The following is a 23,002-nucleotide window of genomic DNA, read 5'->3' on the forward strand; positions in this document are numbered from 1 at the left end:
GAAACCCTCTACAATTACAATAAAGTAAATACTTGAATATAGAGGTGGACCATGACTAATAAAAACGTATGTGAAGTGTTCTGCTACGACGAAGATAAGGTAGAGAGACTGCAGAAAGATATAGAAACAGTCGACATCACAGGAATGTCTCAAATGCTGAAAGCCATTGCGGATAAGAACAGAGCGAAGATTACATATATACTCTGTCAGGATGATGAGTTATGCGTATGTGATATCGCACTGATTCTCGGCATTACGATTCCAAATACATCCCATCACCTGCGCACCTTATATAAAGAAGGTATCGTGACTTCGCGAAAAGAAGGCAAGCTGGTGTTCTATTCATTGAAAGATCCGAATATTAAACAGCTGATAACATTTGCACTGGCTCATCAGGAAAGAGTGACTGCCAATGTCTGAAGCGGATAAAACAGTCTACCGTGTCCAGGGATTCTCCTGTGCCAACTGTGCGGGCAAGTTTGAAAGTAATGTCCAGAAACTCCCCGCAGTTCACGACGCTAAAGTAAACTTCGGTGCATCAAAGATTTCGGTATACGGTACAGCAACTATAGACGAACTGGAGCAGGCAGGTGCGTTTGAAAACCTTAAAGTCACACCGGAAACGAAAATCGGCGGCACAAGTCAAAACACAGAGGATAAAAAAGATGAAGACCCGTTCTTCAAAAAACACAGCACACTCCTCTACTCCATTCTTTTAATTGCCTTCGGTTTTACATCCATAGCTGTCAATGGCAGCGATAATATTTTAACGCCGCTGTTGTTTATCGCGTCCATGCTGATCGGCGGCAGCAATATGCTGAAAACAGGATTAATCAATTTAACGAAACTGGATTTTGATATGAGAACGCTGATGACTGTTGCGGTTATCGGTGGTGTCTTAATCGGCGAATGGGCGGAAGTTGCGATTGTTGTCGTGTTATTCGCTATCAGTGAAGCACTCGAACGTTTTTCGATGGAACGTGCCAGAAAATCCATCAGTTCATTAATGGATATTGTGCCGAAAGAAGCACTGATCAGAAGAAACGGCTTTGAGCAATTAATTCATGTCGACGACATCCAGGTTAATGACATTATGATTGTAAAACCGGGTCAGAAGATTGCGATGGACGGAATCATTACATCCGGGCACTCTTCAGTAAATCAGGCCGCCATTACAGGTGAATCACTGCCTGTAGAAAAATCGAATAACGATGAAGTGTTCGCAGGAACACTAAACGAAGAAGGTTTTCTTGAGGTTAAAATTACGAAACTCATCGAAGACACGACGATTTCAAAAATCATCCATCTGGTGGAAGAAGCACAGGGAGAACGCGCACCGGCTCAGGCCTTTGTCGATAAGTTCGCGAAGTACTATACACCGGCTATAATGGTCATTGCACTATTGGTTGCGATTGTTCCCCCGCTGTTCTTTAATGCAGAATGGTCGACCTGGGTGTATCAGGGACTGGCGGTACTTGTTGTCGGCTGTCCATGTGCATTAGTAATTTCCACACCGATATCCATTGTCTCGGCGATTGGTAATGCGGCAAAACACGGGGTTTTAATTAAAGGCGGTATTCATCTTGAAGAAATGGGCAGCTTAAAAGCCATCGCATTTGATAAGACAGGTACGCTGACTAAGGGAGTCCCTGTATTAACGGACTACGAAATCTTAAACAGCGAAACAAACAAAACTGAACTGATGTCAATCATCGGCGCACTGGAAAACCGTTCGCAGCATCCCCTTGCTTCAGCAATTATAAAGAAAGCCGACCACATGAATGCGGATTATACTAATATAGTAATCCATAACTTCTCTTCCATTACAGGACGAGGCATTCAGGGTGATATTAATAACGAAACATATTACATCGGCAGCCCGGCTTTATTTACGAAATTAAATACAGCGAACTTCACGACAGACGTTCAGGACAAAGTAACAGCACTTCAGGAACAGGGTAAAACGGTCATGCTTGCAGGTACAAACAGTAAAGTACTCGCACTGATTGCAGTGGCGGATGAAGTTCGCGCGACGAGTAAACGGGTGATTCAGAAACTGCATGAAGCAGGCATCGATAAGACTGTCATGCTGACGGGTGATAACTACAGTACAGCGAAAGCAATATCAGAGCATGTAGGTGTAACGGATGTTCAGTCAGAGCTTATGCCGGAAGATAAATTGAATGTCATTAATAAACTTAAAAAACAGTATAAACATGTGGGTATGGTTGGCGACGGTGTGAACGATGCGCCTGCTTTAGCCGCTTCAACGGTTGGTATTGCGATGGGCGGTGCCGGTACAGATACTGCTCTGGAAACCGCAGATGTTGCTTTAATGGGAGACGATTTGCGTAAGCTGCCTTTCACTGTGAAGCTGAGCAGGAAGACACTCAATATTATTAAAGCGAATATTACGTTCGCCATTGCGATTAAAGTTCTTGCCCTCTTCTTAGTTATCCCGGGATGGCTGACACTGTGGATTGCGATATTATCCGATATGGGCGCAACGATATTAGTAGCATTGAACAGTCTGAGACTGATGAAAGTGAAAGACGAAGAAATTGAATAGATTATAAACAAAAAAGACGCTGTCAGAAAAATCCGGCAGTGTCTTTCTATGAAATTGATTACAAATATTTTTATTATTCATTAACCTTGTGTTGTATTGGGTATATAGTAAGTATTAAAAAAAATTAAGGGGGACTTTTAATGAGTTTAAAGAAATTGTTAATGGCCGGCGGTCTTTCCATGGTACTTATTCTCGGTGCCTGCGGCAACGGCGGAGAAGATGGTTCGGATGAAACTGCAACAGAAGAAGGCAGCAGCGCTTCAAGTGGTGATGTCGATGCTGAAGGCATCGCACAGAGCTCGTGTGCATCATGTCACGGTTCAGACTTCTCAGGCGGTATGGGTCCGGCACTTGCGGGTATGAGTCTCAGTGAGGATGAGTTCAGTGAAATCGTGAGAAACGGTCAAGGACAGATGCCTGCTTTCAGCGAAGATCAAATCAACGATGAAGAGCTTTCTGCACTTCACACTTACTTCAGCGAACAGTAAGAAGAAAAAACGCCCTGTGATAAGCTCCCCTAAAACAAACTACTTTAAGGGGAGCTTTCTCTTGAAATCTGAGATTGATGAAATTTAATAGAACGTAAAATATAAAAAAGTCGCTGTCAGGATAATCCGGCAGCGACTTTTTCTATACAATATTCACTTTAAATTCTTTACCGGCACACTGGGAAATACGACTCAGCATCTGCCGGAGTAAACCATGCTGTTTTTAAACACACCACTTTAATTTCAATATATTACTGATCAGTATTATTTGTTGTTTTTTTAGGATAAACGATTTCTCCATCGTCTTCTATAATCGGCATGGCACCCCATTGCCCCAACTGATGCGGTACTATTTCTATTTCATCTTTATTATTCACTATTATATGATCTACATTTATATTGTGTGCAGCTAACCAGTTACTAATAAGCAAACGATGACATCTGGAGGGATGGCGTTCAGCACATAAAATAACAACTGTATTTTCTTTTGAATCTTCAATCAGCGAGTTAATTCCCTGTTTGAACTCATCAGTGAGCGTATAATCTGCGTAATTATGAAATGATTGATTTCTCCAGCCTTCATTTAAATTTTCGCCTACAGTACCTGACCGTTTCCTTCGTCCACCGAGCAACTTATTATGAGAGTATTTTATCTTCTTATCTTCTAACCACTTTTGAAATGATTCTTGATTATATTGCGGATGACTTTTACTGTTAGGAAATGCCCGCACATCAGTCACCAGTGTGACATCTGCTTTTTGCAGCATTTCCAAAAATTTATCGAGTGAGTAATCATAATGACCTGCAGTATAAATACGCATAGAATCGCTGCCTCCCATAGTTTTAAATTTACGAAATAAAATCTATTTCTTTTTATTGATACCCCGGTTAAAGTAAGTGTATCATCCGAAAAAATTTGTTTTTTAATAAAGTGTCCAGAAAAGAGGAAACATAATGCGTTCAGAAAAAGATTTTGCAGATGCTTTCTCTCTGCGTTCGATAATTTCTCTGTTAACTTTAGTAGTATTCATAGGCATATTGATATGGTTGAGTTTCAATGTCAATATCCCCGAGCCTGAAGTGCTAAGAGAGATGATTCAAAGCTATGGCTGGGCAGGCTGGCTGGTTTTTATCGGCATCACAGCCCTGGTTGCTATTACTCCGATTCCTGTCACCATCCCGGCCCTGGTAGCAGGTTCTCTATACGGTGTCATAGCCGGCAGCTTATTTTCCTTTACAGGCATATTGATTGGCTCCTGGATTGGCTACTGGCTAGCCAGACTTACCGGTCAGGAGCTGACATTCAAACTCCTTGGCCGACATGGACCCACGGTTAAAAAGTATTTGGGTAACGCAGGTTTCTTAGCCATGTGTACAGCAAGACTGATGCCCGGTTTGCCATATTGGCCGGTCAATTACGGTGCAGGTGCCTTAGGTGTCAGTCAGTATGCTTTTTTATCAGCAACTTTTATTGCTTCCATCCCGGGACAAATTTCACTTGTCGCCCTTGGTGCCTTCGCAGTCAATCAGTCTCTCTTTAACGGCATCATCCTGGTGACTGCCTGGATGACGGTGCTCCTATCCACCTGGATATCCTACCGTTATTGGCGCAATACACGTAAGGAGAGTAAATAACTGCTTCTGCGTCTCATTAAAGAGTATAACCTCTGAAAAAACCGTTATTAAAGTTGCTAGATTATTGAAAAAGGGTTCAGTGTTCGAGATGATCATCTCAAACACTGAACCCTTTATCTATCAATATTCTTAAGTTAATGACATTGTCATTTTAATCGAATTTTATTTTAAAGCTGCACCCTGCCAGAGCAAATTGCTTTGACAAGGAGACTTTATTTTTAATCCTCTAATCTCTGTTCGTCTTTATGATATTTAATTATTCCTTCAGCACAACGATACGCTATGGCACCGACTGTTCCTGTCGGGTTATTCCCTGAGTTGTGTACAAATGTACTCGAACCTGCAACAAACAAATTGTCACGGTCCCAGTGTTGTAACCAGGTATTCACTACACTATTCTCAGGGTCTGTACCCATTGGTGTACCACCGGAAATATTTGTTGACTGGTAAGGCACAATATCATATGCGCCAATATCATCATTATCTACGTCTATATGTTTCGCACCCATCTTCTCTACAATTTCTTTACATCTCTCTGCCAGATATTTATTTCTTTCATTGTCCTGCTCTGTCCAATTATATGTGAGCATGACTTGTGAATTTCCAAATTTATCCTTGTATGTATCATCTAAGTCCAGGTAATGATCTTTATGCGGGCCGGTATGCGCCATCGAATAAACTTCTAATGTTCTTGTAAAGTTCTTAATGGATTCTTCTTTGAATTCTTCTCCCCATTCAGGCGTATCTTTACGAATTGTGTTCGATAAGATAGGACGAGCGCCTGTTTGAGTAAAGTGGATTGATCCTCCGTGAATAAAATCAAGATCCTCATGATCAAAATTATCACCGTTAAAATCATCCAGAATCATACCGAGTGCACCTGCACCCATAAATGTGTTGAACTGTTCGTCAAAGAAACCGGTAGCACCTGAACCAGTCTGGTAACAGTAATTACTTCCGAGTGTGCCTTTTTCTGTTTCCGGATCATATTGTTCCCCAATATCTGAAACTCTGAGCAGCTTATAGTTATTAAATAAGAAACTCGTCAGTACAACAACATCCGCCGGCTGGAAAAATTCCTCTCCCGTTACAGTGTCGATGAACTTTACACCGGTTACTTTTTTATCATCATTTTTATCAGTAACAATTTCAGTAACGTTTGAATGATAACGTATATCATAGTTTCCGGTTTTTTCCGCTGTTTTTAATACTGTCACATCAGGTGTTGCTTTTGCATCATACTCACATGCAAAGCGTTCACAGAATGCACAGTATTGACATTGGTTTAAAACCTCGCCATCAGGGTTCTCATAACTCTGTGACATGTTGGCAGACGGCATCATAATGGGATGCAGATTCAGTTCTTTCGCCGCTTTTTCAAACAGTCTTAAAGATTTAGTTTTAAGCATTGGCGGGTTTGGATAAGGACTGGAGCGCTCCTCACCAAGCGGGTTTTCTTCACCGCTGACTCCGGCAGTTTTTTCAAATTTATCATAATATTTTTCCATCTCATCAAATGTGACACCCCAGTCACGATAGCGAAGACCGGAATCTTCTCCGAGTTTTTCTTCACCGTATTTTTCTTCTGTCATTGACTTAATTTCAAAATCATATGGCATGTAACGATCAGTTTGTCCATTCCAATGTGTACCAGCTCCGCCTCGTCCGCTGCCTGGTAAAAATGAACCTAAACGGCGAACAGGGAGTGCACGTTCGTCCCGGTTATTTCTAAATGTTAAAGTTTCAACTGAAGTGTCCTGCATCAGTTCATAACGCTGAGCGTACTTCAATTCATCATGTATATGCTGATAGTCAGTGGTATCACGGTACCCTCCACGCTCTAAACTCTTCACTCTTAATCCTTCTTTAGCTGTTTCTGCAGCAACGATACCGCCTGTCCAGCCGGCACCGACAGTAACAACATCGACTTTCTCCAATTCTTTTACCATTTCATTATCCTCCTAAATTCTCAAACTATGAAACTAACTCAGGTATTGGTTCAATATCATGAGATTCATCATTATCAATGATATCTAAATAGAAATGCTGATGTCCCGGGGAACTGTTTCAACTTCCAGCCCGTCATATTTCTTTTATAAAATTAGTTTTACAAATATATACTGTAATAGATAATTGTATCACTTTTTAAATATTATGTAAGAGGTCTAAGGAAACATAAGTTTAAATTTATAATCACAGTTACAAAATATTATTACTTTGAATAAGAATTTGTATAGTACGGCAGACTAATCGACGACAGATAAAAGATGATGTAATCTAATAGTACTTCAAACACAAAAGTCGCTGTCAAATTATACCTGACAGCGATTTTTATCTAAATAAATATATTTTAATGGCATTAGTGTGAGACTGCAGCTCTACATAAACAATATGCTGACTAAAAATATTCCTGCAACGTTGACCAGTATTGCCGACAGGCTGAGTTTCTTGGCTCTACCTTCTCCGGTTTGCGTGATTAAGAGTATAACGACACTTAATATCGCGAGACCGATGGCTATATAATATGGCAGGCCGATCGGCGACAGGTAAATATTGTCCGCTTCATTGGCGGCGATGGTCGTAATCAGATAGATTAAGTTCAGTATTGATAAAATAAGCACCAAAATCCGCATCGTATCACTCCTCACCTGTAATCTACCTTTTATGTCCCGCAATTAAACCTTCCCGGAGCTTCAGTGTAGAGGCTTCCGTGCAGCTGATTGCCCGCATAACACTGAGCTGTCCGTATTTCACTTTCAGCGCGTCTATCGTCTTCATCAGCGCTTCTTCCTTCAGCACCTGGTCGACGTCCTGGAACAGTGAAACCTGTTTCTGGCTGTCGGGGATAAAGTTCGTCAGCGTTACACTGATGGTCCGGTACAGCGCGTACGGGTCTGCGATTTGTTTTAAATGCTGCCAGAGCTGTTTAATAATAACGTCTTCGCTGTTCGTGCCTTCTTTAATCGTAAACTGCTTGCGATAAATATGACCGTCTTTTGTGCCGACGGAAAACTGGACGGTGCGCACCAGCTGCTTCATGAGGCGCAGCCGGTGCGTCACCTCATCGACATGTTCAAACAGCACGACATACGTTTCACTGAATTTATAGTCGCGCATGAGAATCTGGCTCTTTGCAATCGAAGGCGAATGGACTTTATGCTTCTCGCTGATTTTGCTGAAATCAATACCGTTGGCATGCAGGTGCCAGTCGACTCCGATAATGCCGAAGTCCCGCTTCAGGTACTCGTGTGGATAGTTGGCAAGATCCCCGATATTAAAAATTCCCCTTTGGTTCAGTTTCTTTTCACTTTTCTTATTAATACCCCAGAATTTGCTTAACGGTTTAATGTGCCACATCTTCTCGACTACATCTTTGTAGCGCCATTCGGTAATCCCGTCAGGCATGTGCTTCGCTTCAAGATCCAGTGCAACCTTGCTGAGCAGCAGATTGTCACCAATTCCGACTGCGGATTCGATTAAGGTCGTTTCATAGATTTCGTCCTTTATCTTTTTGGCAAGCTCTCTCGGTGAAGCGGCAAACAGTTTGTAGCTGTGTGTGACATCCATAAAGAACTCATCGACGGAATACTGATGGAAATCTTCAGGTGCGACGTATTTGAGTGCAATTTCCGTAATACGCATGGAGTAATCCAAATAGATTTTCATGGAAGGATTGATAATGTAAATATCGCTGCGCGCAGGAATCTCAAACAGCCGCGACCCTGTTTTAATACCGAGCTTTTTTAACTCGGGCGTTGCTGCCAGCACGACGGAACCGATACTCTTTGTGTCCCCTACCACAGCGAGCTTGGTTGTCTTTGGATCCAGCCCCTTCAGCCTGCATGACACACTGGCAAAGAAACTCTTTAAATCAATGCACAGAATATCGTAGTGCGGACAAACACTGTAGTCATACATGAATATCACCCCTATATAGAACATATGTTCTATATTAGCATATAAGTGCGAAAAATAGCGGAGTTATATTTTAAAATTTCTAAATAAATCGAACGAGTGTTCTATTTTTGGTATAATTGAAATATCGCCTATCCATCCCGGGCGAAATATTGACCGGGAGGAGGTGGAGGCAATGGATTTTCTTTTTGCAGAAATTTTAGCACCCGTAATCACTGAGTGCCTGATTGCGTACTTTGTCTACTGGTTGGACAACCGCGATGAGTGATAGGCGAAAACCACACCAAAAAACCCCCAATCTACGGTCATAGATTGGGGGTTCGGTGTTGCAATGGATTTCCTTTTTGTAATTTGATTATATCATCAGTCAAAGCAAAAAGTAAATTAGTTGATTTGAAACTATTAGATACCGATAAAGCTAAAACTAAAAATAAGGTTTACGTTAACTATGACTTATTAAGATTACTCGGATGATTATAGAAAATATATCTTTTAAAACTATTTAGATTATCTATCACAGTTATGGTTAATCTAATTTTACTCGTATAAGTACTCTTCTTTCTCTTGCCACTCAATATCTTTTCTAATATACATCTCTCTTCATCTTAAAATCTCTTCAATATAATATCGAAGATTAAAAGCATTTTTTTCTTTTACAATATAAAAAGCCCCAACCCACTCTCGTAAATCAGGAATTCTCCGCTTCAAAATTTCAGCTGTTCATTCTTCATTTAATATAAAATCATTGTTATTATGACAGAACCTGCTTACACACTCGTAATCCCATCTATTTCTCCCATTCTGCCTTTGTCTATCAGTGCTTTGTTTTGTTCGATAAAGTGCTCACGGCTTTCTGCAATCATTGTATTAAATCCGGCAGCAACTGCTGCTTCTGTTTCGTCCCATAACTGATGGTTGTAGTTTTTAAAGTCAGGGATAACTTTTTTCGCTGCGGTCTTTCTTATATGTTTGGCGAGTCCTTTTTTCCATCCTGTAATGGATTTAAATACCATGCCGGCACCAATCGTAGCACTGAGGGTCAGACCTAATGGGCTTGCGAGAAAGGCTGCAGCTGCACCGGCTTTTAACATGCCGAAGCTCGCAAGTAAGCCGGATGCTTTAGTCAGCAGTGCAGAGCTTCCAAGTTTTCCGAATGAGGACATATATAAAGCGAGTGCTCCCGATGAGCCGAGTCCTGCCAGTCCGGTGACAAACCAGTTTTTTGAATTATTACCGAACTTAAGTCCGGATACTTTGATAAATTCATGTTCTATATTGTCAATCGCTTCGTCTGTTTTCTCATTGAAGTGTTCTATTTTACCGCGGACTTCAGCATTGATAATTTCCACTTTCTCCATCAGCACATGTTCCGTAAATGCTTTCTGTTCCTTTTTCTTCATTTTAATTCCCTGAGTTTCAATCTGTTCCAGTAACTTCTCCACTGTTAGATCATCATCCAGCTGCTGGTTTATTAACTGATCAATCGACTGTTTATTTTCTGCTGCCAGATTTTTCAGCATTGCTTTTTTCTCACGAATGCCTGATATATGCTTCTCAAAATCTGTCAGCCGTTCATTGAACGTTTTTGTATTTGCTGATTTCTCTTTAATATCTTCATTAATTGTTTTATAAATTGAGTCATATTTATCAGTAAGCTTTCCGTATTCAATCACCGGGGAAACAGATGAACTGTCAAAGTCGTGAATCAGCACGCTGCTTCTTTGATTGTTAATTGTTTTAACAGCACTGGGCAAACTGAACTTGTCGACGACAATAACATATACGTCTTCTCCGTAGCCAGGGAGTATACAGTTGTCATAAATATTTTGTGTTTCAGTTGAATCCGCAAGCAAAACCAATGTTTTATCTATTGATTCACTATGAGTACTTACCGGCTGTTCTGCATAGATTTCCTGGCTGTTTAACAGCTCCTTAAAATCGATAACCAGAATATTAACCGGCTGTATAAAATTATGATAATTTAAATACTGCGTGCCCTTAATACCGCTTCGGTAATTTATAAAATGAAGTGCATCTTTACTTTTAACTGATTCAGAGAGATTACGCGCTTCAGCATGATCAATTCCAAGCAGCTCAGAGAAAAACGTCCCTAGAAAGTCATCTGACTGTGTCAGCTCACGATCGATAATCAGATTAAATTCTCCAAGCAGATTACGGAGGTTTTGTTCCGCAATAATCTGATCAGCACTATTCAGTTCGTTAAATTCATCCACCTGATTGATGAATACTTTGATATTACTGATGTTGTTGTCACTCATAAACACCCTCCGTTCTATCCATCCGCATTCCGGTATTTTCTGCGGTTTCGTTTTCTGTTCAGCATTTTTTCAATATCCTGATTGATTTTTTCTGAAATTTTACTATCAAGCACTTCAGATATTTTACTTTCCAAAGGATTCTTATTCTTCACATTATTATTGAGGTATTCCAGTTCTTCCCCATACATCTCTTTATAATAAGCATCCAGTTCATTGTAATTCTCAGCAGTCAGTTCCGCTTCTCTGTTATCCCGCACAAACTGTACTTCTTTAAAAAGCAGTACCCTGATTGTCTCTCTGTATCTGTTCGTTCCAATTTCTGCTTTGGATAAATGAAACTTCCTGGCTGTCCGGTTACATATATACTCTATATCCGCACCGGTAAATCCGGCTGATTGCCCTGCCAGCTGTTCCAATTCATCATCATGCAGCTTTAACGGGATTGCCCGTTTCTTGAATTTATCCTCAAACAGCAGCAATCTCGCATCTTCATCCGGTTTACTGACATAGAAGATTTCATCAAACCGCCCTTTCCGTAAAAATTCAGGCGGCAGCACACCATCAATATTATTCGCAGTCCCGACAACAAAGGCACCTTTGTTATCATCGCTCATCCAGCTCAGCAGAATGCCGAACACCCGTCTTAACACCTGGTTATCGTTATCATTAACGCCGGAGAATGCTTTCTCTATTTCATCAATCCACAGTACACAGGGACTCATATGCTCAATAACTTTCAATGTTTCCATAATGTTCTTTTCACTGTCACCCACATATTTACCCATTATTTTGCTGATATCGAATTTAATCAGTTTTAGTCCTAAAGCATTCGCGGCTGCTTTTGCCGTCATACTTTTACCTGTACCAGGTTCACCAAGAATAAGAATACCTTTCGGTAACTCCACCCCATTCTTCGCCAGCAGATTCATATTCGAAAATGCGGCCCGTTCTTCTTTGATATATGCTTTTAAATGATCCAGACCGATAATATCATCAACATTCTCTGTTGTTTCAACGATCGATAATGTTCCCATCTTTTTAAGCATCTGTTCTTTAATCGTATATATTTCTCTCGATATACTGCTGTCTATTTGACTGTTGAATACTTTAATGCCAAATTCATAAAATATAAATGACAGTGCCTGCGTAATTTCATAATAAGATAATCCTTTAAGATTTTCGATTAAGTTCGGGTCAGTATTACCGGCATCGGTGTATGCTTCAAGATGATTCGTTCTGATAAAATCCTCAATAATGTTGTAAATATCATTTTCATCCGGCAGAGTATTTTCAATAATCATTGCACCGTCTCTTAACTCTGGCGGAATATCATAATGGCTGCCGTTAAAAATAATCGTTGTATTATAATGTTTATTCGTCTGCACTCTATGTACAAAAACACTTAGGATTTCCATCAATTTGCCTGACTCATCAGTCCGGTTCCCGTTGAATAGTGACTCTGCGCCGTGAATCAAAACAATCTGCTCGCTGTCAGTCTTCAGTAATTCAGTTAATCCATTCAGCAGTACGTCGTAATCGCTCAGCTCAACTCCGGGCTGTTCACCAAACCCCTGCGTTACATTAAAGTAAAATACATTTTCAACAGAATTCTTGTTCTTAAAGCTTCTCATTGTCTTTTCGACTTCATCAAGACTGAATTTCTGCAGAAATATAAGAGGAATATTGGATTGAACAAATTTAGTGATTTCAAATTCTAATGCCTTATTATTATTCATCATATTTCACCTCTATATATTCTGCATAAGCACTTGAGTCTTTTAAATCTATTTTCGCTCCAGGTGCATAAATTCTGTTGACCACCTGCTGCTCGCTTCTTTTGTTATAAATATCAACAAAGGATTTCGCACTTTTAGAACTTTTGTATGCCGGACTAAGATTCTCCAGCGTTAACGGACCTTTGCAGTCTGTTATTATAAATTTAGTTTTCAGCTCTGTAATCTGTGTAAAATCATCCGCACGAAGTACGGTGAAATCTGTTGTCTCATCGTCACCCCAGTACCCTTCTGACAAGAATCCTTTAATATTATCGATAAACTGCTCGGAAATCTCTTCAGAACACTGATCGATAATAATAGAGAATCCGAGAAAAATATTTAAACTGCTGTTAATTAGTGCTGATTTCTCAAATTCCGGAAGCTCAGAATAAAATAACTCATAATCTAAAATAATCTTTTTTATATGTGTTAAAACAGATTCAAAATCGTCATTCTTTCCATCCATCAGTGTATACAGCAGCTGCTGAAATGTCTCTTTTTCCGAAGTATAAGACATACTGCTGTCCAGCATGGTAATAAACTGATAGTACGCTTCAATACTATTATCACCGTTGTCTATATCCGCCGCTTCCACAGCTAAGTGATTAGCAGCCCATATCTTTAAATCATCCGATTTAAATTTTTCATACAGCTCCAGTTTATTTCTGTATTTAATTAAACCCGCTGTATCATGTATTAAATTGTTTCTGAATGCAATTTTAGGACTCAAAGTTCTCATAATCCGGCTCCTTATTTTTGCTTGTCTGTTGACGTTCTCTATCACTGTTTCTCACAACTACTTTTGACTTGACCGTATTCAGAGCATCAATCATCTCTTCACGCTTCTCTTTGTCCAATGCCGTCACAGCGACTGCCAGTACAACACCTTGAATCAGTGCTGATTTCGGTCCAAACGCCAGCATTAAAATAGTCAGCCCGTGTTCTCTGACAAGCGGATTATGCTTGACGAAGTCCATGATGGCAATAATGTAATTTTCATACAGCTGCTTCATCTTCTCTTTCAGCTGGAGTTCAGTGAGCTTATTCTGCCCATGTTCGTACACTGCATGTGAAACACTCATACTATGTTTAATCATCATAGTAAGCAGCATCTTGTAATTATCTTCACCGATATTTTTGTCAAGATCACGGCTGTCGAGCAGTTCATCTGCTAAAAGATACAATTTATTAATCAGTGTCGTTTCCTCTTCATCGGTCATATTGCCTTCAAGATATGCTTTATATTCTTTAAACCCTGAATACAGCTCGTTATCAGCTAAGTCAAAATGATCTTCCAGCTGTGAAAAAGTATTATTAAATAAATCCAGTCCTTCTGTATATACTTCTTCCAGATTATCAAATTGACTTAACTCACGGTTAAATGACTGATCACTGTTCATACCGTCTTCCATATTTTCTGTTCTTTGCTGTGCATATGCTTTCAGCTTTTCACCAGCATTCTTCATGACTTCCCTGCCTACAACCATACTTGTTTCTTTAACGATTTCTTTAAATTGCTCACTGGCAATGACTGCTTTAAGCTGGTTCATCAATGCTGCATTCATAATATATCCCCCAGTTATCCGTCACATTTTTATACGTTCGATGACAGATTCTATAATTTACACTTTGCTTTTACTTATACCCCAAGTGGCCGCTTCATACTCCTTTGCCCCTGCACCAAATCAATGTATAGAATTATTCATTCTGTCACGTTATAGTACATATTAAAGACTCATTCCAAAAAAATATTAAAATACCGGTTGACCCTTACATAACGTCATACTCTATTCTTAATTTGTCAGGAGGTTTAAAAATGTATTATGTTAAAGAACTCAGTGAATGGACTGGTGTTTCCGTGCGCACGCTGCATCATTATGATTCCATTGGTCTTTTACCGGCTAACAGGAGCGACAATGGTTATCGTTACTATACTGATAAAGATCTCGATAAACTTCAAATCATTCTGGCTTATAAGCATTTGGGATTTGAACTCCAGGAAATTAAAGAGATGTTTGCAGACAGTAAAGATAATCAGCTGACTCATTTAAGAAGACAGCTGCAACTGATGCATGACGAAAACCGGAGAATACTGACAATCATTAATACGCTGGAGTCTACGATTCTGGCGAAGGAAAGAGGGATTAGTATGACAAGTCAGGAACGTTTTAAAGGATTAAATTATGATGATAACGAGGAGTACAAAGAAGAAGCGGCTGAAAAATACGGTAAAGAAGTGATTGATACAGCTGCTAAGAAACATCAGGGTAAAGAACAGGAAATGACCGATGGTTTTAACGAGTTGTTCTTTGCTTTTGCGAATAATCACTCGGCTGGTATGTCACCGTCAGATGCACAGAACATTGAACTTGCGAAATCACTGCACCAGCATATACGCGAGTATTCATTCGACTGTTCGCTGGAAGTATTCGAGAGCATCGGACTGGGTTATGTTCAGGATGAACGGTTCAAAAAGAATATCGATCAGTTTGGTGCAGGCACTGCAGAGTATATCAGTAAAGCGGTCACTGCTTACGTCAAACAGAAGCAGTAAACTTCAAAAAAGGAAGCGAGATAAGAATCCCGCTTCCTTTTTTATATTCCAGAATTAAGGTATCCCTCGGACTTGGTTATGAGTCTTTACTGTACTCCCCGAGCGCCTTCACCAGATTACACGTACATTTAATCCCGCCGAAAAAGTTCTCCACTTTCAGGTTCTCGTTGGGTGAATGGTTGTGCTGGTCGAAGTTGGCGTACGGCATGATGATCGATGGTGTGCCCAGGTAATCGGTCCATACATAGTCAGGCAATGATCCCGGCATGCTCGGCTGCACTAACGGTATCTTCTTGTATGCCTCCCCCACAGCGTCTGTCACCACCTGTACGATTTCGAGATCCGATGGTGTTCTCGACGGATGCATTGCGCCTCTGTATGTCACTTTAATGTCCGGATCGAACTCCTCGACGTGTGCCTCAATCTTCCGGAATATATCTGCCGGGTCCTGGTCGGCGACGAGTCTCATATCGATACTCACTGTTGCCGTCGACGGAATGATTGTTTTCGCATTGTCCCCCGTATAGCCGCTTTCCATCCCCGCAATATTAAACGTCGGTTCCATCGTGAGCTTACGATAGTACGTCTCCCCGTCCATGTTTAAGTCTGTAAAGCCGATTTTCTCTTTGATGTCTTTCTGGTCGTATGGTAATGACGATAAAAGTCTCATGTCTGTCTGTGAAGGTTCACGGATGTTATCGTAGAATCCTTCCACTAATACATTACCGTTCTCATCACGCATCGTGTTTAAGAGCTCTATCGTTTTCCACACTGGATTGGGTACAATGTTCCCGGTGTTGCCGGAGTGGTTATCGAAGTCCGCAGTTTTGATGGTCATTTCAAAGTTGAGTATGCCCCTGACGCCTAAGAGTATTAACGGATTGCCGCTGTTGTGGGAGGAGCCGTCGGCTGTGTAGACCAGATCCGCTTCAAGCAGCGCTTTGTTCTTATCCACAAATTCGGGCAGGTGCACACTGCCAAGTTCTTCTTCTCCTTCAAATACAAACTTAATATTAATCGGCAGCTCACCGTAGAGTTTCTGATACGTCTTAATACCAAGCAGCTGTGCCATTAATTGTCCTTTGTTATCACCTGCACCCCTGGCGTAGATTCTCCCGTTTCTTATCTCGGGTTCAAATGGATCTGATTCCCACAGTTCCAGCGGTTCAACAGCCTGAACGTCGTAGTGGCCGTAGATTAATAAGGTGAAGCGGTTATTTTCGTTCATCAGCTCGCCGTAAACGACGGGGTTGCCGTCGGTTTCCATCATTCGGGTGCGAATTCCTAGCGCTTCCATGTCGTCTTTCAGTACGCCGGCACATTGTCTGATTGCCCCTGTATCGGTGCTGATACTCTTAATTTTAAGAAAGTTAAACAGCTGACCCATATACATATCTTTGTGTTTCAGTAAAACCGAATCCATCTCTTCAAGTGTCATATCTGTTCCCCTTTACGAATTACTTTGTCAGTTGTCATAATATTACTACAATTTAAAAGAGAATGATAATTGATATTTTATTTAGCTGTCAGTAACCCGCATAATAATTTTTCTTTGACATATGTCCGCTGTCCTCTTATACTGACTAAATCATACTAAAGCACTCAGGAATAGGAGAATTCAATTGGTCAGTCATATAAATACCGTGAGTAAAGCAATGGACCCCGTCCATCGTCATGCAGATACACTGAAAGATCCTCAAAAATTGCTTATCGGCGGTGGCATTATAGTCAGTTTAGTCTTATTTATATATTTAGCAATCACCCAATCGATCATGCAGCCGGTGCTTATGGTGCTTGGTTTACTGCTCGGGTATACGTTATTTCATGCCCGCTTCGGTTTCACTTCCGCTTTCAGACGGCTGATGTCTGTCGGCAACGGTGAAGCAATACGGGCGCATATGGTCATGCTTGGTACAGCAACTGTATTATTCGCACCGATTTTAGCGCTCGGCATTTCATTTTTTGGTGCCGAAGTCACTGGTTATGTCTCACCCATCGGTGTCAGTCTGATTGTCGGTGCATTTATCTTTGGTATCGGCATGCAGCTCGGCGGCGGTTGTGCATCCGGTACGCTGTATTCAATCGGCGGCGGCCGTTCTGTAATGTTCATCACTCTGATTTTCTTCATCATCGGTACGACAATCGGTGCCGCACATTTGCCATTTTGGACGGAAGACCTGCCTTCGATGGGCACATTTTCACTCGCTACTTCGACTAATCTCGGCTACGGCGGCGCTTTGGTCGTCTCGTTATTGATATTCGGCTTAATCGCCTTTATCAGTAAAGTCGTTGAGAAAAAGAGAAACGCTCCTAAAGTGGCACCGCTGCCAAGTGCACGCGGCTGGAAAAGAATTTTCAGAGGATCCTGGCCGTTAATGGTGGCAGCAGTCGCACTGGCAGTGTTAAATGCCTTAACGCTGATGACGCGCGGTGAACCGTGGGGAATTACTTCAGCATTTGCGCTGTGGGGATCTAAAGTCGCAGAATTCATCGGGTTTGACGTTGCGAGCTGGGGTTACTGGCAGGGAGAAGCGGCAACTGCTTTAAACTCATCAATATTTGCCGACTCTACGACTGTACTGAACTTCGGGGTCATCCTGGGTGCATTTATAGCATCAGCAGCAGGCGGTTTGTTTAAGTTCACTAAAATCACCAAAGGTAATGTTATGGCCTCGGTCATCGGTGGTCTGTTAATGGGCTACGGTGCACGCCTCGCATTCGGCTGTAACATCGGTGCTTACTTCGGCGGCATTGCGTCATTCAGCCTGCACGGCTATATTTGGGGTATCGTGGCCATCGGTGGTACATTCCTTGCACTTTACTTAAGACCCCTGTTCGGGTTATCCGTACCAAAATCGAATGACTCTGTATGTTAATAAGAATAAATTGGGACAAGAGTCCCGCATAAAATCAAATGACTCCACATTAAGATTTATACCTTAATGTGGAGTCATTTTTATGTCTTATTCGATTTGGGTGGTATTGAGCGGTAAAAAATACACCTATGAATCATGATAAGTGTAAAAAAATATTCTATCTTCAATACAGCCCTGTTCCCGACAGCCTGATCAGTCTGCCGGCAATATATTTTTTGGCATCATTATCGGTGTCAAAACTTCTTTCATCAAATATATAGTTTCTTTCTCTGAAGAAGGTATGCCATCTGCCGTCTTCTTTATAATAGTGAAAGCCTTCTTTTAATGACTCTTTGCTTGTATCTTCGCTCTCAGGCAGACCGTTCTTCAGTATATAGTCATGGACATCCGCTTCACTCACCGTAAACACATCACGATAACTGTGATGCATCATGTTTTTGACACCGAGTGTCTGACAGGCATAGTCGTAAGCACGTCCCCTGCCTTCAAGTAATATTTTTATCTGTGTGTCTTTGTCTGACAAAATTATCATCCCTCATCCGGTTCATCTATAAAGTTATATAAGCCGAGTCTGTAGCCCCACAGTTTATAAAATTCACTGAACCAGGCTCTGTCCCAGTCAGCTCTGTCGTTCCACGCCTGCCCGTCCGCACCGAGTGCTGCGATATATTTCAAATCGTAATCACCATCACTGACTCTGTCGTAAATCATCTTGGACCGCTTCAGGTGATAGTCACTCGTTACGACCAGGGCACTGTCAAAACTGTAGTCATCCATTATCTTCAGAGACTCAACCGCATTGGTATAGGTGCTCGTTGCCTTATACTCTTCTATAATGGCATCTTCTGCTATACCGAGTTCCAGGGCGAATTCCCTACTCTGTGCGTAAATATCTTCACGCTCTGGTGTAATCATGACGTAATCCGCGTAGCCTGCGTGGTACAATTCTGCAGCTTTCTCCATACGGCCGGCATCTCCCCCGCCGAGCATAATAATCACATCGGCTTTTTCCGGTGTATCTGTGTCACTATGGTTAAAGCTGTCTATCACTGATGTCACCACCAGCATTAAAGCAATACAAAAAATAATGACTGCTATTCTTATTTTCATGTTTTTCTCCTGCGTGTTTTCTCTGTACTTTATAAATGATTATCATAGCACACACGCTTTAAATTGAAAGAAAAAACACATGAGAATCGGGTGAGTTATTTTAAAGTGACCGGATTTATTTTTACTTTGTCATTAGGTACAGCAGGAATATCGTTGAATTCAAAGTTGAAATCCTGTTCGGGGAAATCGAATTCCAGATGGTTAACCAGGAAGTCGAGTGTCTTACGCATCATAGCTATAGTGATGAACTCCCCTGCACAACGGTGGCCGAAGTCATAAGATCCGCCGCCCTGCGGAATAAAGTTAAAGGGAGTCTGCTGCCAGCCTTCGAATCTTTCAGGCATAAAGACCTCCGGTTGAACCCAGTCGTCAGGATGACGGTTGGTGCCGTATAACTCGACAGTATCATCCGACGTCTTTTCTCTAAAAAATTCGTGCCAGTATTTTTGAGTTAAGCTTTCAATCTCGTCCATGGCATTCTGATCCATTAAAGACATGAACATGGCTTTACGGTGCTGGTGCGCCTCACCGTCGAGACCCTGGACACCCCCCTGACCGAACAGCGTCTTTTTCACTCTGGCGGGTGCCGCATCACTGCGCCTGAAGCGGGTGTTGTCGTAAAAGAGTTCAGCAAGTTCACTGCCTGTAAGACAGATGGTCTTTTCACCGAGGATGCGGGTTTCGAAAATTTTTGTGTCTAACTCACTGTCACGATACATGACGAACTCGTAACCCTCTTTCAGAATACTTAAAGTCTTGTCAAAGCCAGAGTCTTTTGGCATATTTGAATTCATTTAACCACTCCTAATTAATATACTTTAATTAGTTTTACCTAGATGTAGATTTGTTACACTTATCTGTGAAAAAAATCTCAATTTATATTTGGAAAATTACAAGATAAAAACCAATTAACTGAAGAAAGACAAAAAGACACGCATAGGGAGTCATACATATCTTTAATAATTATAATTTTGAAAAAATCCTGCTCCCCCTTAAATATCCATATTATTTACTAGATCATAAACTTTCGGCATAGTCTTATTAATATATTCTGTATTAACTTTAAGGCTCTCCCTATTTTTCATTTCATGATCGTAATATTTCCAATCATCATGATGTACTTGAGGAGAAGGATGATGGAAAAATAGCTCTTTAACATTTAGTTCATCTTCTAAATTTTTTGTTTGTGCTTTCCATGCTCTTTCAGTGGCTACTCCAAATAGAATAATAAGGGTGTTTTCATCGAATCTATGCTTTATTTCATTTATTTCTAGCTCTTTTATATTGACAAAATAAATTCCTTTCTCTTTAAACTCATGAACTACTTTTTCAACATTAGTATACTTACTGAATTCAGTCATTTTTAATGGTTTACCTGCTAAAAAACTCATCACTCTTCTATAAGAAGTTATTTTATATAATCTCTCACAGTCTGAGTCTTTATGTTTCTTTTCATTGTTTAATTTCGGAATAAAAGCTACCGTGCAAAAATCATATCCTTTTAAACTCAATGGTCCATACCTTTTATTTCTCGGATACTTATCAAGACCTACAACAAGTACTCGAATATTTTCATTATGCATTTATATGCTCCTTTAAGCTGATTGATAATTAATCTATGCTACTACATTCTGCTATAACTTTAATTTTTGTATTGGGATAATTTCATCATTTGCATTATGTTAACAATTATCAAATTTCTTTAAAAAATATGACATATCTCAAAAAAAATCTTCTATGTATTTTAGTAGTAGTTTCACCTAATATATATTACATAGCTTTACCCTGCATATAGAAAAAATATATTAATGTGTTATGTAATAAAGTTAAGATTCAAAGATTTAAAAAACAAAAATCAAAACCCGTAGAATGGGACATATTTAATACCATTCTATATAAAAAGTCTGTAGCTCTACATTGAAATGTATGCTATACATTAAATATAGTAGAATATTATATGGGGAGGTTATTACTATTAGAAGACTGATAAAAAAGATAGTTGTATGGTCTGATTCACAAATACTGCAAATCTTTATAATTACATTATTATTTTTATTCATCTTCTTGCTTTTTATTTATACTCAAAATGATGTGCTTACACTAGTAGATGTTACTATTATATCTACATTTTTAATTACATTCTTTGTTTCCGTCTTATTCAACAAAAGTATCGATAAATTGAGAGTTCATGTAGAAGACGAGATTAAAGTGAATTATAATGCTGACAAATTAATGAAAAGATATCCAGCTGAAATTGAGGAAGGTAGTTTCTTCAAAAATAGAGGAGAGCTTTGTCCGATAATTGTTCTCTATACTCATGAACCTAATAAAGAAATACATATAAGCGATTCAGACAAACAATATGTTCTTCCTAATATCATTACTAATTATGTTGATAAAATATTAAATGCGCACAAAGCAAGTAAAATTAATCATAAAAAAATGGTGAGATTGGATGATGTTCGTAAAACAGATAAAGGTGTAGAATTATTCACGTCCAGAACTACTTATTTAGATACATTATTAACCAATAGAGCAATTGATTATACACTGGCTAATAGATTAACTATTCGTGATGTTCTTGAACCCGGCCCGTATATTAATGATTTAAAAACGTCTACACTTTCAAATCATTTAGGATTTAATATTATGGTTTTTGATAATGAAGACAATGTCATACTGACAAAAAGAGCAAAAAGTGTGACAACTGCTAAAGGTAAATGGAGTTTCGGAGGATCTGGATCACTAAAATTAGATAATGCATTAAACGATAATAGAGAACTGAAAATAGCAGGAATTGAGAAATCTGTAAAAGTAAATTTAGAGAATACACTTGGGATAAACTCTAAATACATAGATTTTAATTTAGAACGTGATCTAATCTGTGTTTACAGAGAAATGTTTGAAGGCGGAAAACCACATTTTTTGTTAAAATGCAGTATTAACCTATCGTCTGATAAAATCTATAGTACATTTGATACTTATAAACAGAAATTGACTAAAAAAAGGAAAAATAAGAAGGAACTGCATATTACTGAAATTAAATTAATGAACTTTTCCAGCCTTAAAAACTTAAATAGTCATAATAATCTCCGAATAGGTAATGAAAACCTTGAGCTTGCACATACTGTCTCATCTGCATTGAAAGTTGCTATTTATTTATTAGACAGATAGAGTCATAATAAAAACTAATAATCCCTTACTAATCGTTAATAATGAATTTAAATGCATAGAAAGACACCTACATGAAATATGAACTCCCCTGTCAAATCGACAGGTAAAAAACAAAATAATTGGACTTGTCAAGAAAACCTAAACACTAGGTTAAGAGACTTTTGTAAGTTAATCCTGATTATTTAGAGTTTCAAACTCTTTGGGGGATAGAAAGCCAAAAGAAGAGCGTAATTGTAACCGTCAAGTAGAATTCAACACTTGGGGGTGCGGACAAAATCTTAGACCAAAAGGTCTTAGGAGGTAGTCCATGTATACTTATGATGAAAAACTAAGAGCAATCATTCTTTATTTTAAATATGAATCATACGCGGTGGCACTGAATGAACTCTAAATGATTGACCAGGAAGTCGAGTGTCGTGCGCATGACAACTATAGTGATAAGTCTCACTGAACAGCGGTGACCGAAACCATAACTGCCACCTCCCTGAGTAATAGAGATAAACGGTGTCTGCTGCCATCCTTCAAACCGCTCTGGAGAGAATACTTCAGGATTTACTCAGTTGCTTACGGCGCTGCTAAGTTACCATAAAAACGCGATTTACGATACCACCTAAATCGCGTTTGTCA

Annotated in this window: 21 protein-coding genes; 8 read left to right on the forward strand and 13 right to left on the reverse strand. The window is 39.8% G+C overall.

What is annotated here, in order from left to right; translation table 11 throughout:
• Positions 1-51: 51 nt before the first annotated feature.
• The 3 genes from RZ44_RS04515 to RZ44_RS04525 all read left to right on the forward strand — a co-directional run bounded on the left by RZ44_RS04515 (position 52) and on the right by RZ44_RS04525 (position 3,057).
• Positions 52-420, forward strand: coding sequence for an ArsR/SmtB family transcription factor (locus tag RZ44_RS04515; RefSeq protein WP_035808969.1), 369 nt, complete (start codon positions 52-54; stop codon positions 418-420).
• On the forward strand, positions 413-2,569 hold the full coding sequence (locus tag RZ44_RS04520; RefSeq protein ID WP_035808971.1) for a heavy metal translocating P-type ATPase: 2,157 nt from the start codon (positions 413-415) through the stop codon (positions 2,567-2,569). The genes RZ44_RS04515 and RZ44_RS04520 overlap by 8 nt, the downstream gene beginning before the upstream one ends.
• 140 nt (positions 2,570-2,709) lie before the next feature.
• Positions 2,710-3,057, forward strand: a complete 348-nt coding sequence (locus tag RZ44_RS04525) for a c-type cytochrome (protein WP_035808974.1) — start codon at positions 2,710-2,712, stop codon at positions 3,055-3,057.
• 251 nt (positions 3,058-3,308) lie between these two features.
• Here RZ44_RS04525 and RZ44_RS04530 read toward each other — a convergent pair whose 3' ends face one another.
• On the reverse strand, positions 3,309-3,878 hold the full coding sequence (locus RZ44_RS04530) for a DUF488 domain-containing protein (RefSeq protein WP_035808977.1): 570 nt from the start codon (positions 3,876-3,878) through the stop codon (positions 3,309-3,311).
• A gap of 133 nt (positions 3,879-4,011) precedes the next feature.
• Between RZ44_RS04530 and RZ44_RS04535 the strand changes: the two genes are divergently transcribed.
• A complete protein-coding gene (locus tag RZ44_RS04535; RefSeq protein WP_035808979.1) occupies positions 4,012-4,692 on the forward strand; it encodes a TVP38/TMEM64 family protein in 681 nt (226 codons plus the stop codon).
• Positions 4,693-4,910: 218 nt separating this feature from the next.
• Here the strand turns inward: RZ44_RS04535 and RZ44_RS04540 are convergent, their stop codons facing one another.
• The 3 genes from RZ44_RS04540 to RZ44_RS04550 all read right to left on the reverse strand — a co-directional run bounded on the left by RZ44_RS04540 (position 4,911) and on the right by RZ44_RS04550 (position 8,610).
• Positions 4,911-6,641 (reverse strand): GMC family oxidoreductase, encoded by a 1,731-nt coding sequence (locus RZ44_RS04540; protein ID WP_035808982.1) that lies wholly within the window; start codon positions 6,639-6,641, stop codon positions 4,911-4,913.
• 429 nt (positions 6,642-7,070) lie between these two features.
• On the reverse strand, positions 7,071-7,325 hold the full coding sequence (locus RZ44_RS04545; RefSeq protein ID WP_035808984.1) for a hypothetical protein: 255 nt from the start codon (positions 7,323-7,325) through the stop codon (positions 7,071-7,073).
• A gap of 22 nt (positions 7,326-7,347) precedes the next feature.
• Positions 7,348-8,610, reverse strand: a complete 1,263-nt coding sequence (locus RZ44_RS04550; RefSeq protein WP_035808986.1) for a Y-family DNA polymerase — start codon at positions 8,608-8,610, stop codon at positions 7,348-7,350.
• Between the two features lie 172 nt (positions 8,611-8,782).
• On the opposite strand from RZ44_RS04550, the gene RZ44_RS11245 reads away from it, so the two are divergent.
• Positions 8,783-8,875 (forward strand): type I toxin-antitoxin system Fst family toxin, encoded by a 93-nt coding sequence (locus RZ44_RS11245; protein ID WP_141638982.1) that lies wholly within the window; start codon positions 8,783-8,785, stop codon positions 8,873-8,875.
• 499 nt (positions 8,876-9,374) lie between these two features.
• Here RZ44_RS11245 and RZ44_RS04555 read toward each other — a convergent pair whose 3' ends face one another.
• From RZ44_RS04555 to RZ44_RS04570, 4 genes are read right to left on the reverse strand one after another with little or no spacing between them, the layout of a single operon-like run.
• Positions 9,375-10,886, reverse strand: a complete 1,512-nt coding sequence (locus RZ44_RS04555; protein ID WP_035808988.1) for a hypothetical protein — start codon at positions 10,884-10,886, stop codon at positions 9,375-9,377.
• A gap of 14 nt (positions 10,887-10,900) precedes the next feature.
• The gene (locus RZ44_RS10995; RefSeq protein ID WP_171816112.1) at positions 10,901-12,622 is read right to left on the reverse strand and encodes an ATP-binding protein; all 1,722 of its coding nucleotides are present in this window, start codon (positions 12,620-12,622) and stop codon (positions 10,901-10,903) included.
• Positions 12,615-13,400: a hypothetical protein gene (locus RZ44_RS04565; protein ID WP_035808995.1), complete on the reverse strand. Its 786-nt coding sequence runs from the start codon at positions 13,398-13,400 to the stop codon at positions 12,615-12,617. Before RZ44_RS04565 ends, RZ44_RS10995 begins: the two co-directional genes overlap by 8 nt.
• A complete protein-coding gene (locus tag RZ44_RS04570; protein WP_035808997.1) occupies positions 13,381-14,226 on the reverse strand; it encodes a hypothetical protein in 846 nt (281 codons plus the stop codon). Before RZ44_RS04570 ends, RZ44_RS04565 begins: the two co-directional genes overlap by 20 nt.
• A 251-nt stretch (positions 14,227-14,477) precedes the next feature.
• Here RZ44_RS04570 and RZ44_RS04575 point away from each other — a divergent pair, with 251 nt between their 5' ends.
• Positions 14,478-15,215 carry a MerR family transcriptional regulator gene (locus tag RZ44_RS04575; protein ID WP_035809004.1) on the forward strand — a complete coding sequence of 246 codons (738 nt, stop codon included), beginning with the start codon at positions 14,478-14,480 and terminating at the stop codon, positions 15,213-15,215.
• 76 nt (positions 15,216-15,291) lie between these two features.
• Here RZ44_RS04575 and RZ44_RS04580 read toward each other — a convergent pair whose 3' ends face one another.
• Complete coding sequence (locus RZ44_RS04580) at positions 15,292-16,653, reverse strand: M20/M25/M40 family metallo-hydrolase (RefSeq protein WP_035809006.1); 1,362 nt, start codon at positions 16,651-16,653, stop codon at positions 15,292-15,294.
• Positions 16,654-16,870: 217 nt separating this feature from the next.
• On the opposite strand from RZ44_RS04580, the gene RZ44_RS04585 reads away from it, so the two are divergent.
• Entirely contained in the window at positions 16,871-18,091 is a 1,221-nt protein-coding gene (locus RZ44_RS04585; RefSeq protein WP_052109027.1) for a YeeE/YedE family protein, read from the forward strand.
• A 163-nt stretch (positions 18,092-18,254) separates the two neighbouring features.
• Here the strand turns inward: RZ44_RS04585 and RZ44_RS04590 are convergent, their stop codons facing one another.
• The 4 genes from RZ44_RS04590 to RZ44_RS04605 form a co-directional block, all read right to left on the reverse strand.
• Entirely contained in the window at positions 18,255-18,614 is a 360-nt protein-coding gene (locus tag RZ44_RS04590) for a hypothetical protein (RefSeq protein WP_141638984.1), read from the reverse strand.
• 5 nt (positions 18,615-18,619) lie between these two features.
• On the reverse strand, positions 18,620-19,201 hold the full coding sequence (locus RZ44_RS04595) for a YdcF family protein (RefSeq protein WP_035809013.1): 582 nt from the start codon (positions 19,199-19,201) through the stop codon (positions 18,620-18,622).
• Between the two features lie 95 nt (positions 19,202-19,296).
• Entirely contained in the window at positions 19,297-19,995 is a 699-nt protein-coding gene (locus RZ44_RS04600) for a cytochrome P450 (protein ID WP_035809015.1), read from the reverse strand.
• 198 nt (positions 19,996-20,193) lie between these two features.
• On the reverse strand, positions 20,194-20,784 hold the full coding sequence (locus RZ44_RS04605) for a hypothetical protein (RefSeq protein ID WP_035809017.1): 591 nt from the start codon (positions 20,782-20,784) through the stop codon (positions 20,194-20,196).
• Between the two features lie 595 nt (positions 20,785-21,379).
• Here RZ44_RS04605 and RZ44_RS04610 point away from each other — a divergent pair.
• Positions 21,380-22,375 (forward strand): hypothetical protein, encoded by a 996-nt coding sequence (locus RZ44_RS04610; protein WP_141638985.1) that lies wholly within the window; start codon positions 21,380-21,382, stop codon positions 22,373-22,375.
• The last annotated feature ends 627 nt before the right edge of the window (positions 22,376-23,002 follow it).

Origin of the sequence: Jeotgalicoccus saudimassiliensis (assembly GCF_000756715.1) — a bacterium.
Taxonomy (GTDB): Bacteria; Bacillota; Bacilli; order Staphylococcales; family Salinicoccaceae; genus Jeotgalicoccus; species Jeotgalicoccus saudimassiliensis.